Genomic DNA, 13,866 nt, shown 5'->3' with positions numbered 1-13,866 from the left:
TTAAATCAAGATTATTCTTTATTGAATTTATATTCTCTTCCTCCTTCTGTAAGCGTAATCATCTTTTTATCTTTACTGAAAACAACCGCCAGCCCGGCCTGGTCAAAAGTGAATCTATTATCTCCTGCGTACTCAAAAGGAAATTCCTGCTGTCCCATTACACTTCCAAAAAGCTGTCCGTTCTTCTCCACAAATGTGATCTTAAAATTGTTCTCTTTGCTTCCATATATTCCTGTAAAATCTTTTGCATTGATTTTTTCAACAGGTTTTGCATCAGAAGATGTCCAGATGTTATTTTTTGCGTTAATATCGGGAACTACAGAATTCGGATCCAGTTTCACCTCATCTATTTCTTTAGCAGCATCTACTTTAAAGGTCCATTCTGTATTTCTTTTCCAGACTTCAACGGGTATTTTTACTGTTTTCGATGTTCCATCCTTAAATTTCATCTGTACTGTAGTAGGCATTGGTAGCTGGCCAAGATTTTCAACAGTTACCTCAGCCCCATTCTTAAAATCTCCATTGATATATTTTACATTTTTAACAGCCTGATCAATTTTCCACTTATTAAAAAACCAGCCTCTCCAGAACCAGTTCAGCTCTTCTCCGGAAACATTCTCCATAGTGTGGAAGAAATCCCAGGGCGTAGGATGTTTAAAAGCCCAACGGTTGATATAGGTCCGGAATGCTTTATCAAATTTTTCAGGACCCAAAATGGCTTCTCTTAAAACGGATAATCCTGCTCCCGGTTTATAGTAGGCTAAAGCGGCAATATTCCTTTCCTTCATATTATCCGGTCCTACCATTATAGGTTCCAGGTTATCACCCATCAGATAGCTTCCTGTACGGGCAAGGTTTGGCTTTTTATAATATTCACCCTTATTAAAAGCTTCCGTTGACAGTCCGTTAATGAAAGTATTAAAACCTTCATCCATCCATGCAAATAGTCTTTCATTAGAACCTACGATCATAGGGAACCAATTATGACCAAATTCGTGATCGGTAACCCCCCAAAGACTTTCTCCTTTTGAATCCATATGACAGAACACAATTCCCGGATACTCCATTCCGCCTTCATTTCCTGCAACATTAGTCGCTGCCGGATATGTATATTCGTACCATTTATTTGAGTAGTGCTCTATAGCAGCCTTGGTATATTCCGTAGATCTCCCCCATGCTTTATCTCCCGCACTTTCTGCAGGATATGCAGAAATAGCTAAAGATTTTTTCCCACTTGGAAGATTGATTCTTGATGCATCTATAATAAACCCCGAAGATGATGCCCAGGCAAAATCCCTTGCCTGTGTAATCTTAAACTTCCAGGTTTTTGTTCCGGCCGTTTTATTTTTACCAATTTCAGATTCAGAATGGATCATTACTGTTTTATCACTGTTTCTGGCTTCATTCCATCTGTTGATTTCCTCTCTGGTATACACTTCTTTCTCATTGAGAAGCTCACCGGAAGCAACTACATAATGATTGGAAGGAACTGTAATATTGGCTGTAATATTTCCATATTCTAAATAAAATTCCGATGCTCCAAGATAAGGCATCGTATTCCATCCCAATACATCATCATAAACGCACATTCTAGGATACCATTGTGCCATGGTAAATATTTTGCCATTTTTCGTATCCTGCACTCCCATTCTGTCTGACCCGTATTCCGGAGAAATAAAAGAATATTCAACGGCAATTTTTGCTTTACCTCCTTTTGCTTTCAGTTCCTTAGGAAGGTCAATCTGCATTCTTGTATCTGTAATGGTATATTGTACTTCTTTACCGTTCAGTTTTACCGATTTAATATGATATCCTCCATTCAGTTCCTCACCATGAGCTCCGTTTCGGCTTCCCGACATAGGAACAACTCCATTTCCCCGGGAATCTTTTGCAAATAAATTCTGATCCAGCTGTAACCAGAGAAAACTCAATGCATCAGGGCTGTTATTCGTATATGTGATTTCAGCAGTACCTGCAATTTCTTTTTTATCTTCATTCAGGCTGACATTCAAATAATAATCTGCTGAATTCTGCCAATAAGCATGACCGGGCTGACCACTTGCAGAACGGGTTTCCGTACCTGTCTGGGGATAAAAAAATGGCTTAAACGCCTCTACATAATCATATTTTGGCGTCTCCTGTGCATATACAGATCCTGAAAAAAGGAAAAATGCAACTGCAGAAACCAGGGTTGGAAGTTTACAATTCATTTAATTATTTTATACATAGGTAAAAAAAACTCCTGGAATTGTTACAAATCCAGGAGCTTTTTATTTGATTTTTTTATTTAATTTGATTTTTTAGACTTAATCATGGCTTCTAAAGCATCCCACATTTCCTGAGGGATATCTTCCAGCATATTAAATTCTCCTGCTCCCTGAAGCCATTCGCCACCGTCAATAGTTACCACTTCACCATTCATATAAGCAGAATAATCTGAAACAAGGTAAGCTGCCAGGTTTGCCAATTCCTGATGTTCTCCCACTCTTCTCAAAGGCACTTTTTTCTTCATATCAAATTTTTCCTGTAAATCACCAGGCAACAGTCTGTCCCAGGCACCTTTTGTAGGGAAAGGCCCCGGCGCTATCGCATTAAAACGGATTCCATATTTTGCCCATTCTACAGCTAAAGATCTCGTCATGGCTAAAACACCGGCTTTAGCACACGCTGAAGGAACAACGTAGGCAGATCCCGTCCACGAATAGGTAGTTACAATATTTAAAACAGTTCCTGCATGTTTAGCATCTATCCAATGTTTACCCACTGAAAGTGTACAGTTTTTTGTCCCTTTTAAAACAATATCTAAAATAGAATCAAAAGCAGAATGCGTTAACCTTTCTGTAGGAGAGATAAAGTTTCCAGCAGCATTATTTAAAAGGATATCTATTTTACCAAATTCTTTCAACGTTGCCTCTTTCATTGCTTCCACCTCATCCCAGTTTCTCACATCACAAGCTACACATAGAACTTTCCCACCTGTTTCCTCTTCCAGCTCCTTGGCAGTAGCCTGAAGTTTTTCAATATTTCGGGAAGTGATCACCACATTGGCTCCTAACTCAAGGAAATATTTAGTCATGGCTTTTCCAAGGCCACTTCCTCCTCCTGTTACAATCGCTACTTTATCTTTCAGTGCGCCTTCACGCAACATTGGTTGTGTATATAAATTCATGTATAATATTTTTCTAAAAATAATAAATATTGAACGGATTGTCCCTAAATTAAATTTATAAATAATGCCATAAATAATATTCTTTATTTTTTTAATTAATTTTAGCACTTAATAATATCGTTGCTCATGAAAAATCCGGGAACTGCTCTTGTTCTATCATTGTTATTTTGTAGTTCAAACTTTAACGCTCAAAAGTTTGAAAAGTTATACCAATATGTAAATCCGCTCATTGGAACTGAAAAAATGGGACACACTTATCCCGGTGCAACTGCGCCGTTCGGAGCTGTGCAGCTAAGCCCCGAAACCGATACCATTTCCTATGAACTCAATGGAAAATACAATGGTGATGTTTACAAATATTGTGCAGGCTACCGCTATGAAGACAAAACAATTACAGGGTTCAGCTCCACACACTTCAGCGGAACCGGACATTCTGATCTGGGAGATTTTCTTATCATGCCTACCGTTGGAAAACTGCAGTTGAACCCCGGAACAGCTTCTCATCCTGAAAATGGCTACAGAAGCAGCTTCTCCCATCAGAATGAAAAGGCTGAAGCGGGTTATTACAAAGTAAAACTTGATGATTATAATATTCTGGCAGAGTTAACAGCAACAACCAGAACCGGAGTTCACCGCTATACATTTCCAAAATCGGATCAGTCCCACATCATCCTGGATCTAATGGCCGGAATTTATAATTATGACAGTAAAAATGTCTGGACTTATGTTCGGGTAGAAAATGGGAATACAATAACGGGATACCGTCAGACAAACGGATGGGCAAGAACCAGGACTGTTTATTTTGCGATGACATTTTCAAAACCTTTTAAGTCATACGGCCAGAAAAATTATGATGGAATACAGGTGTATAAAGGATTTTGGAGAAAGTTTAACCAAACGGAAAACTTTCCGGAAATCGCCGGTAAAAATCTGAAAATGTATTTTGATTTTGATACCAATGAAAATGAAGCCATCGAAGTAAAGCTTGCTATTTCTCCCGTAAGTCAAATCAATGCCATGGAAAACCTGGAAAAAGAAACAGGAAATTTATCTTTTGATCAGGTAAGAGCAAAAACTCAGGAAGATTGGAACAAAGAATTAAATAAAATTGTCATTCAGGGATCTGAAACTGAAAAGACTAACTTTTACACTGCCATGTACCACACCTTCATTAATCCGACAGTCTATATGGATGTCAATGGAGAGTATAAAGGATTGGATCAGAATATTCATCAGGCAGAAGGTTTTACAAATTATACCACCTTCTCATTATGGGATACTTACCGTGCTCTTCATCCCTTTTTTAATATCATTCAGCCTAAGCGAAATAATGATATGATAAAATCAATGATGGCCCATTACGATCAGTTTTCGATGAAAATGCTTCCCATATGGTCTCATTATGCCAATGACAACTGGTGTATGAGTGGCTATCACAGTGTAAGCGTTGTCGCGGATGCTATTATTAAAGGAAATTATACCGGTAATCCTAGAGAAGCTCTTAAAGCCTGTGTGGAAACTGCCAATAAAAGGAATTACGAGGGTATAGGTCAGTATATTGATTTAGGCTATATCCCCGCTGAAAAGAACGGAACTTCAGTTTCAAATACATTAGAATATGCTTATGATGACTGGGCAATTGCTCAGCTGGCAAAACATTTGGGTGAAACAGATATTTATAACCAATTCATCAAACGTTCTGAAAACTGGAAAAATAATTTCGACACTACCATCGGGTTTATGCGTCCACGTCTTGCAGACGGAAGTTTCAAAAAAGATTTTGACGTATTAAGTACACACGGACAGGGTTTCATTGAAGGGAATTCCTGGAACTACAGCTTCTTTGTTCCCCAAGACCCTGATGAACTGATCAAAATGATGGGTGGCAGGAAAAAATTTGCCTCAAAGCTGGATGAGCTGTTTACGATGCACTTGCCAGATGCATTTTTTGCAGATACTGAAGATATTACCCGGGAAGGAATCATCGGAGGATATGTACATGGCAACGAGCCGGCTCATCATGTTGTTTATTTTTATAATTGGGCAGGGCAACCCTGGAAAACCCAGTCACAAGTCCGACGTATTTTAGAAATGCAGTATAAAGCTACTCCTGACGGACTGGGAGGCAATGACGATACGGGACAAATGAGCGCATGGTATATTCTGAGCTCACTTGGCTTTTACCCTGTTGCTCCCGGTTCAGAAGATTATGCAATCGGAAGCCCGGCCGTTGACCATGCTTTTTTACATTTGGAAAACGGAAAAACCTTTGAAATTGAAGCCGTCAACCAAAGCCAAAAGAATGTATATGTTCAGAAGATTCTTTTAAACGGAAAAGAGATTAAAAATTTCACCTTGAAACATGCTGAGATTATGAACGGAGGAAAACTTACGTTTTATATGAGTAATAAAGCAAGGAAGTAAGTGTTTCATAAAGCCTTCTATTATTCATATTTAATAAATAAAAACGCTCTTAGATTAAACGAACTGAGTAGATGACTGTAAAAAGTACACAGACTTACTCTGTAAGAAAAAAAACTGCATTTGGCAGTTTTTTTTGATTTATATTCTGGTCTCTAGCAGGTTTTGGCTAAAGCCAATGGATATTCTAAAATTAAAAAGCGGGCTAAAAGCCCGCTCCTATTAATATACTTGTTACTAAATATCTTTTACAGCATAGCTACAAAAGCAAATTTAAGATTTTACAGTTTTATCTTTTATTTTGTTACTCCTGAACTTCAAAAAGCAAACGCTCTCCAAACTTTTCTTCTGCAATTTTTCCGTGATCATATACCAAATGTCCATTTACAAAAGTATGCGTTACCTTAGAATGGAAATTCATCCCTTCCAATGGGCTCCAGCCACATTTGTACAATAAATTATCTTTGGCAACCGTCCAGTTTTCGTCCAGGTCCACCAGCACCAGGTCTGCTTTATAGCCTTCTTTCACAAAGCCTCTCTTCTCAACTCTGAAAAGGATAGCGGGATTGTGGCACATTTTTTCAACAATCTGTTCAAGAGAAATTTTACCATTTCTGTAGTTCTCCAGCATCACTACTAATGAATGTTGTACCAAAGGGGCTCCTGAAGGGCATTTTGTATATACATTCTGTTTTTCTTCTGCAGTGTGTGGGGCGTGATCGGTAGCAATCACATCAATTCTGCCATCCAATAAAGCTTCCCAAAGGCCATCTTTGTCTTTTTGTGTTTTTACAGCAGGATTCCATTTAATCAAGCCTCCTCTCGTTTCATAATCTTCATTGGTAAAGGTTAAATGATGAACACATACCTCAGCGGTAATTTTCTTTTCTTTCAATGGAATATCATTTCTGAAAAGACTCATTTCCTTAGCTGTTGAAAGATGGAATACATGAAGCCTCGCTCCCGTTTTCTGTGCCAGTTCAACGGCTTTTGAAGAAGACTTATAACAAGCTTCCTCACTTCTTATCAAGTAATGAAATTTTACAGGAATGTCCTCTCCATATTCATCCAAATACTTTTGTGTATTAGCTTTGATGGTAGCTTCATCTTCACAATGAACAGCAATAAGCATTTTTGTATTGCTGAAAATATTTTCCAGGGTTTCAGGATTATCAACCAGCATATTTCCTGTGGATGAGCCTAAGAATAACTTAATTCCCGGAACATTTCGGGGATTGGTTTTTAAAACCTCTTCAAGATTATCATTAGTTCCTCCCATCATGAAACCATAGTTAGCATAAGCTTTCTGAGAGGCAATTTCATATTTATCGGCTAATAATTCCTGTGTAACAGCATTGGGAACGGTATTCGGCTGATCGATAAAACTCGTTATTCCACCGGCAATAGCTGCTCTTGATTCACTTTCTATATCTCCTTTATGAGTCAGCCCCGGATCACGAAAATGAACCTGATCATCAATAACGCCCGGAAGAAGATGTTTTCCTGAACCGTCAATGACCTGATCTGCCTCGTCAGAAATATCAGTGCCTATTTTAGAGATTAGATCATTTTCTATTAAGATATCGCTTTCAAAGACTTTGCCTTCGTTGACGATTTTTACGTTTTTGATAAGGGTTTTCATTTACTCTTTTAGAAATTAGATGTTAGAGATATTTAGAAATCAGATTATAACAAATCCATTCTATTTCATTGTAAGCAAAATTAAGGTTTATGAATGAATTTTTAATATCACTTCTAAAAAATCAATTTCTAATATTTACATTTGCATAAAATTTTTCGAATTGTATAAGAAATTATTTGGGCAGACAGCTGTATATGGGCTTAGCTCCGTATTGGTTCGCATTTTCCCCTTTATCATTGCCCCAATTGTTACAAAAGCATTCGGGCCTGCTGCTTCATCACCATTTGTAGACTGGTATTCCATTGCAGGAGTAATTACAGTATTACTTACTCATGGTATGGAAACTTCCTTCTTCCGGTTTGCACAGGAAGATAATATCGACAAGAAAACATTGATTTCTACCTGTTCGGTGAGTATCATTAGTATGGGGCTCATCTATCTTATTCTAGGATATGTCTTCAGATACCAGCTAGCAGAAGCCTTTGAAACCCCCGATCAGGTCAACTATCTTATTATATTCCTTTTCATCCTCTCATTAGATGCATTTTCTACTATTCCCTCAGCTATATTGAGGCTTCAAGGGAAACCTTTTAAATATATGCTGTCTAAGGTAGCGGGTTCTTCAGTATACTTCCTATTGGTATTATTCTTTATCAGATGGCTTCCTAATCATCCTGAAGGAATACTAGGTCTAAAATACAATCCTGAATTTGGCGTTGGTTATGTTTTTATAGCAAACCTCATTCAAAGTATTATTACTCTTTTAATCGTAGGAAAAGAATTTTTCAGTTTCAGCATCTCAAAATTCGATTTCAATTTATGGAAAAGAATTATGAATTATTCATGGCCGGTCATGATTGCAGGGCTTGCGGGTATTGTTAATCAGACTTTGGACAGACAATTTTTAAAATATCTGCTTCCTGAAGAAGAAGCCCGTCATCAAATAGGTGTTTATGGAGCTGTATATAAAATAGCAACCTTCATTACTGTCTTTAGGCAGGCTTACCAATTGGGTATTGAACCTTATTTCTTTTCAAGTTTTAAGAATAAAGATTCCCATAAGACCTATGCTGTATTGATGGATGTTTTTGTCATTTGCAGCTGTATTATTTATATGGGGCTCATGGTTAACCTTCAATGGATATCAGAAAAATATTTAAGAAACCCTCTCTATTATGAAGGAATTGAAATTATTCCTTTTGTAATGTTGGGAGCTCTGTTTTTAGGAATTTACCTTAACCTGTCGATATGGTATAAACTATCAGACCAGACACGGGTAGGATTGTATATTTCAGTAATGGGTGCCGTTATTACCATTCTTATCAATTTCTTATTCATTCCTCAGTATGGATATTGGGCCAGTGCAATGGCTGCTCTGATAACCTTTATGTCAATGATGATTATTTCCTATATATGGGGGCAAAAACAATACCCAATCCATTATAATACAGGAAAAATATTAACGTATCTTATTTTTACTATTACATTTTCATTAGTTTCTTTTTATTATTTCAGAACCAACTATCTGGTAGGAAACTTATTTTTAATCCTGTTTCTTTGTCTGGTAGCTTTCAAAGAAAAAGCTATTTTATTAAAAATTATAAAAAGATCTTAGAATTTGGTCTCTAATTTGATGCTTAGCAAGCTTATCATATACAATTAAACAGACTGCTAAAGATGATAGTTATTACGTTTTAATAAGCGTTTTAATAGTATCTTTAACAAAAGGAATAAACTTAAACAAACTTACTTATATAATTTATGAAAATTATTGTTCCAATGGCTGGGCGTGGTTCCAGATTACGTCCACATACACTGACTGTTCCAAAACCTCTTATTCCTATTGCAGGAAAACCTATTGTACAGAGATTGGTAGAAGATATTGCTAAGGTAGCAGGAGAAGATATTGAAGAAGTAGCTTTTATCATCGGAGATTTTGGTCCTGAGATCGAAAAGTCTCTTATTCAGATTGCTGAAAAGCTGGGAGCAAAAGGAAGTATATACTACCAGAATGACCCTCTGGGAACAGCCCATGCTATTAAATGTGCTGAACAGTCTATGCAGGGAGATGTCGTGATTGCATTTGCAGATACACTTTTCCGCGCAGATTTCCAGCTGGATAAAAATTCAGACGGTGTAATCTGGGTGAAAAGCGTAGAAGATCCAGCTGCATTTGGCGTTGTAAAGCTAGACAACTATGGATTTATCACTGATTTTGTTGAAAAGCCCCAAACTTTTGTTTCAGATCTTGCCATTATTGGTATCTATTACTTCAACAGTGCTGAAAAGCTAATGAATGAGATCAATTATATCATGGATAATGATATTAAAAATGGTGGAGAATATCAGCTGACTACAGCTCTGGAAAACCTTAGAGCAAAAGGTGCCAAGTTTACTTTAGGAAAGGTAAACGACTGGATGGACTGTGGAAATAAGAATGCTACGGTAGAAACCAACAGTAAAATTCTAGCGTATGAAACGGAGGAAATGTCACACCACCCGGCTTCCGCAACTATTGAAAACTCATTGATTATTCCGCCTTGCTTTATTGGAGAGAATGTGAAAATTTCTAATTCTAAAATAGGACCTGGTGTTTCATTAGGAAACAATACTGAAATTGTAAACTCAAATATTGAACACTCTCTTATTCAGGAGAACACTAAAATCAACCATGGGAATCTTTCGAATTCCATGATTGGTAATTCTGCACAGTATTTCGGTGTAGCAAGAGAAATTTCTTTGGGAGATTATTCTGTTTTAGATTTTCTATCCAAATAAATAAGATCAGAAATTATTTACCCTAAAATATAATATCATCAAACCACACAAAACATCTTGTGTGGTTTGGCGTTAATATTGCAACGTATTTTTTAATTGAAAAGATAAATACATGAAAAATTGGATCCCACTCCTTTTATTACTTCTTGCCTTATCATCCTGTAAAACAAGAAATGCCATTAAAGATAATAATGGCAATCCACAGGACAGCATTACCGCTGCAGAAAATAATAAAAATCCAAAAGATGTAAATGAACCGGTGAGCGATAAACTCACTTTCTTTGAGCATGTATTAATCCCGCCAAAATTTGAGCAGATTAAGATTGACAGTAAAGTACGTGTAGAAACCGGAAGTTTTATTCCTACCCTGGATGCAACTGTCTATATTGAAAATGATAAAAAAGTATGGATGAACTTAAGAGCTGTATTCCTGAATGTGGCAAGAGGAATTGCCACTCCTGAAGGCATAAAAGGTCAGGACAAAGTAAACAAGGTCTATATTGATTCTGATTTTGACTATCTCAATAATCTGCTGAACGTTAATTTCATCGACTATAAGTCTCTGGAGAAAATATTGATGGGCAGAACTTTTGTAAAGATCAGTGATTCACAATTTACCCTCACTCAAAATGCGCAGGGATATAAAATGACCTCAAAGGTCAATCAAAAAATTGTTACTGACGAAAAAAACAGGGAGTATAAAATCGTCCTGCAATATGACACGAATTATGACTTACTCAGTGTAAACCTTAAAGATGTTTTATCTCCGGATGAGCTTGAAATTTCTTACAGTGACTGGAATGAATATGAAGGAATACGTCTTCCAAAAAATGTTAAAATAATTATAAAAGGCTCAAAATCTAGTCAGATTTTAATGGAAAATACGAAATTTGACTTTTCGAGGATGGAAACAGCTTATTCTGTACCCTCCAGTTATAAGAAAATTGAGATTAAATGATTAAAAAATTTAGCTTTTTAATAGGTATTTTGGTGTTCGGACTGCACCTGGGACAGCAGAATAAAGAACAGCTGCAAAAACAAAATGCCGAACTTAAAAAACAAATTGCACAAATAAATTCAGATTTAGCGAAAACCCGAAGCGAATCTAAGCTTTCTTTAGCCTACCTCACCAATGTTAATCAAAAGTTGGTTTTAAGAGAAAAGGTTTACAATAATACCCAGAAAGAGAAAAGATTTATTGAGGATGATATCTACCTGCGTCAGCTGGAGATCAATCGTCAGAATAAGGAATTGGCAGTTTTAAGAAAAAACTATGCTGAAGTTCTTGTAAATGCTTATAAAAACAAAGGGGTACAAAATAAGGTAACCTTTATTCTTTCTTCCAAGAATTTGGGAGAAGCTATACGTAGAGTACAGTATCTGAAACAATATTCCGATTACCAGGATAAGAAAGCTAATGAGATTACTGATGCAGCCAATCTGATCAAAAAAACAATTGCACAAAGGCAAAACTCCGTAAAAGCAAAAGAAAATCTGTTGATTAACCAGCAGAAAGATCTTGCTACAATTAATGCAGAAAGAGCACAAAAAGAACAGCTCGTTACTGAATTCAAAAAGAACGAGTCGAAACTTACGGTTGAACTTAAACAAAAACAAGTTCAGTCTAAAGCTCTGGAAGGACAGATCAGAGCAATTATTGCTGAAGAAATAAGAATAGCAAAAGCAGAGGAAGAAGCAAGAAGAAAAGCTGAAGCTGAAAAAATCCGTTTGGCCAAACTTGCTGCAGAAAGAGAGAAGGCCAGAATTGAAGCTGAAGCTAAAGCCAGAGCTGAAGCCCTGGAAAGAGAAAGAAGATTGGCAGAGGCAGAAGCAAAAAGAGCTGCTGAGCTAGCGGCTAGAAGAGCTGAAGAAGAAAGAAAACGTAATGAAGAGGCAGCGAAAGTAGAAGCCAGCGCAAGAGATGAAGCCAAAAGATTAGCCGCTAAAAAAGCATCGGATGAAGCAGCTGCCAGATCAAGAGAAGCTGCCAATAAGCTAATAGCAGCAAAAGCAGCAGAAGCTGCTCTTACCAAGAAAAAAGAAGAAGATAAAAAAGCTGCAGAAACAAAGGCAATGACAAGTTATGGGGTAACTACTTCTTCGGGAAGCAGTTTTGCCGATAACAGAGGAAGACTGGGTTATCCTGCAGACAGAGCCGGGCAAATTACCCACCGTTTTGGAAGACAGCCTCACCCTGTTTTCAAAAATATTACCGAAGAAAATAATGGAATAAAAATTTCTGTTCCTTCAGGTACACGCGCTAAATCTGTGTACCCAGGGTCAGTATCTTCAGTACTGGCAAACAATGATGGAACCAAAACTGTTATTGTAAAACACGGAAGCTATTTTACTATTTATTCCAACTTAGGAAATGTAAGTGTTTCCAAAGGGCAGCAGGTTTCTTCAGGCACTCCTGTAGGAACAGTAGCTCAGGATTTCGACGGTTCCTATACCCTTGATTTCCAAGTATGGAACGGAAGTACACCCGTTGATCCATTAGGTTGGATTTCATATTAAAAAAAGCTTAACTTTGTAAAAATTTTAAGAGATGAATACAATAACAATACTAGCCTTATCTTGGCAACATATCCTTATCGTAGCAGTACTTTTGGTATTACTATTTGGAGGAAAGAAAATTCCGGAATTAATGAGAGGAGTAGGTTCAGGAATCAAAGAATTTAAAGATGCGGTAAAAGAAGAAGATAAACCAGGTTCTGAAAATAAAACTTCTTCTACAAACAATAATTCTTCCAGTAACTAATATTCCTTACGATTAATGAATTTCACTGAGACTGCATGGAAAGTCTTCAATCAATGTATTGAAGACTATCACGTGTCTGATAACGTTAACTCTCTAATTAATAACCCGTTCGAAATAGATAGTTTGGAACGGATTTTGTATGCAAAGAACTGGATTGATACCGTTCAATGGCATTTGGAAGATATAATTAGAGATGAAAATATCGATCCGGCTGAAGCCCTTCAATTGAAGAGAACAATAGACGCCTCCAATCAGAAAAGAACTGATCTGGTAGAATATATTGACAGTTGGTTCCTTAGAAAATTTGAAAATATAACTCCTAAACCTGAAGCAAAAATAAATACCGAAACTCCCGCTTGGGCAGTAGACAGATTATCAATTCTTGCACTAAAGGTTTATCATATGTCACTGGAAGCGAATAGAGAATCTGCTTCTGATGAGCATCGAAAAAATTGCCAGGCCAAACTGGATATATTGCTTACTCAGAAAGAAGATCTATCAACTTCCATAGATCAGTTGCTTGCTGACATTGAAAACGGTAATATTAAGATGAAAGTTTACAAACAAATGAAAATGTATAACGATGAAAGTCTTAATCCAATCCTTTATCAAAAAGGGCAACAGAAATGAAAAAACGATTTTTTTTTGGAGTACTAATTATAATAATAACTTCTTCCTGCGCAACGGAAAAACTTAACCTTTCCCCGCTGTCGAATAATTTTTATAGTGAAACAAAAGGTTCTGATTCGGACAGAGGCTCAAAAAAGAGTTTCAACATCAATATCAAGGAAAATATAAACGCTTCTGAAATTTCAAATATAATTTCAACCTTTCCTAAATTTAAAAGTAATGGGTTGAATGATGAAATAACAAGCTTGAAATACAGCCTTCAGAATTATTTATATGCTATTGATGCCAACAATTCTGCCGGAAAGAGCAGAGCCCTTAAAAGCTTCGAAAAATCATATAAGAAAATACAAAAGCAAAGACAAAATCTTGATAGAGATGATGATGAGGTTCTCAACAGATACCTGGTTCGTTTAAAAACCAATATTTCTGTGATTGAAGATGCTTTACCAGGAAGTTAAAACAATT

11 protein-coding genes are annotated in these 13,866 nt (G+C 36.7%); 8 read left to right on the top strand and 3 right to left on the bottom strand.

What is annotated here, in order from left to right:
* Nucleotides 1-11 precede the first annotated feature (11 nt).
* The gene (locus MP478_RS20965; RefSeq protein ID WP_257201551.1) at nt 12-2,210 is read right to left on the bottom strand and encodes a M1 family metallopeptidase; all 2,199 of its coding nucleotides are present in this window, start codon (nt 2,208-2,210) and stop codon (nt 12-14) included.
* Nucleotides 2,211-2,287: 77 nt separating this feature from the next.
* On the bottom strand, nt 2,288-3,169 hold the full coding sequence (locus MP478_RS20960) for an SDR family oxidoreductase (RefSeq protein ID WP_257201550.1): 882 nt from the start codon (nt 3,167-3,169) through the stop codon (nt 2,288-2,290).
* A 126-nt stretch (nt 3,170-3,295) separates the two neighbouring features.
* On the opposite strand from MP478_RS20960, the gene MP478_RS20955 reads away from it, so the two are divergent.
* Entirely contained in the window at nt 3,296-5,593 is a 2,298-nt protein-coding gene (locus tag MP478_RS20955; RefSeq protein ID WP_257201549.1) for a GH92 family glycosyl hydrolase, read from the top strand.
* Between the two features lie 301 nt (nt 5,594-5,894).
* On the opposite strand, the gene MP478_RS20950 is transcribed toward MP478_RS20955, so the two are convergent.
* Nucleotides 5,895-7,232 (bottom strand): dihydroorotase, encoded by a 1,338-nt coding sequence (locus MP478_RS20950; protein WP_257201548.1) that lies wholly within the window; start codon nt 7,230-7,232, stop codon nt 5,895-5,897.
* Nucleotides 7,233-7,392: 160 nt separating this feature from the next.
* Between MP478_RS20950 and MP478_RS20945 the strand changes: the two genes are divergently transcribed.
* The 7 genes from MP478_RS20945 to MP478_RS20915 all read left to right on the top strand — a co-directional run bounded on the left by MP478_RS20945 (nt 7,393) and on the right by MP478_RS20915 (nt 13,859).
* A complete protein-coding gene (locus MP478_RS20945) occupies nt 7,393-8,847 on the top strand; it encodes a lipopolysaccharide biosynthesis protein (protein WP_257201547.1) in 1,455 nt (484 codons plus the stop codon).
* A gap of 146 nt (nt 8,848-8,993) precedes the next feature.
* Complete coding sequence (locus MP478_RS20940) at nt 8,994-10,010, top strand: sugar phosphate nucleotidyltransferase (RefSeq protein ID WP_257201546.1); 1,017 nt, start codon at nt 8,994-8,996, stop codon at nt 10,008-10,010.
* A 112-nt stretch (nt 10,011-10,122) separates the two neighbouring features.
* Nucleotides 10,123-10,968: a DUF4292 domain-containing protein gene (locus tag MP478_RS20935; RefSeq protein WP_257201545.1), complete on the top strand. Its 846-nt coding sequence runs from the start codon at nt 10,123-10,125 to the stop codon at nt 10,966-10,968.
* Nucleotides 10,965-12,527, top strand: a complete 1,563-nt coding sequence (locus MP478_RS20930) for a murein hydrolase activator EnvC (RefSeq protein WP_230041176.1) — start codon at nt 10,965-10,967, stop codon at nt 12,525-12,527. The genes MP478_RS20935 and MP478_RS20930 overlap by 4 nt, the downstream gene beginning before the upstream one ends.
* A gap of 31 nt (nt 12,528-12,558) precedes the next feature.
* A complete protein-coding gene (locus MP478_RS20925; RefSeq protein ID WP_047494921.1) occupies nt 12,559-12,771 on the top strand; it encodes a twin-arginine translocase TatA/TatE family subunit in 213 nt (70 codons plus the stop codon).
* A gap of 15 nt (nt 12,772-12,786) precedes the next feature.
* Nucleotides 12,787-13,401, top strand: coding sequence for a DUF4254 domain-containing protein (locus MP478_RS20920; RefSeq protein ID WP_230041177.1), 615 nt, complete (start codon nt 12,787-12,789; stop codon nt 13,399-13,401).
* On the top strand, nt 13,398-13,859 hold the full coding sequence (locus MP478_RS20915; protein WP_047494916.1) for a hypothetical protein: 462 nt from the start codon (nt 13,398-13,400) through the stop codon (nt 13,857-13,859). Before MP478_RS20920 ends, MP478_RS20915 begins: the two co-directional genes overlap by 4 nt.
* Nucleotides 13,860-13,866: the final 7 nt, after the last annotated feature.

It is taken from the genome of Chryseobacterium sp. WG14, assembly GCF_024586945.1.
GTDB lineage: Bacteria > Bacteroidota > Bacteroidia > Flavobacteriales > Weeksellaceae > Chryseobacterium.
This window is presented reverse-complemented; position numbering and strand designations above follow the sequence as displayed.

Coding starts and splice junctions, on each gene's coding strand:
- MP478_RS20935 (WP_257201545.1), top strand. CDS start 10,123: ATGAAAAATTGGATCCCACTCCTTTTATTACTTCTTGCCTTATCATCC.
- MP478_RS20925 (WP_047494921.1), top strand. CDS start 12,559: ATGAATACAATAACAATACTAGCCTTATCTTGGCAACATATCCTTATC.
- MP478_RS20960 (WP_257201550.1), bottom strand. CDS start 3,169: ATGAATTTATATACACAACCAATGTTGCGTGAAGGCGCACTGAAAGAT.
- MP478_RS20950 (WP_257201548.1), bottom strand. CDS start 7,232: ATGAAAACCCTTATCAAAAACGTAAAAATCGTCAACGAAGGCAAAGTC.
- MP478_RS20915 (WP_047494916.1), top strand. CDS start 13,398: ATGAAAAAACGATTTTTTTTTGGAGTACTAATTATAATAATAACTTCT.
- MP478_RS20920 (WP_230041177.1), top strand. CDS start 12,787: ATGAATTTCACTGAGACTGCATGGAAAGTCTTCAATCAATGTATTGAA.
- MP478_RS20930 (WP_230041176.1), top strand. CDS start 10,965: ATGATTAAAAAATTTAGCTTTTTAATAGGTATTTTGGTGTTCGGACTG.
- MP478_RS20940 (WP_257201546.1), top strand. CDS start 8,994: ATGAAAATTATTGTTCCAATGGCTGGGCGTGGTTCCAGATTACGTCCA.
- MP478_RS20955 (WP_257201549.1), top strand. CDS start 3,296: ATGAAAAATCCGGGAACTGCTCTTGTTCTATCATTGTTATTTTGTAGT.
- MP478_RS20965 (WP_257201551.1), bottom strand. CDS start 2,210: ATGAATTGTAAACTTCCAACCCTGGTTTCTGCAGTTGCATTTTTCCTT.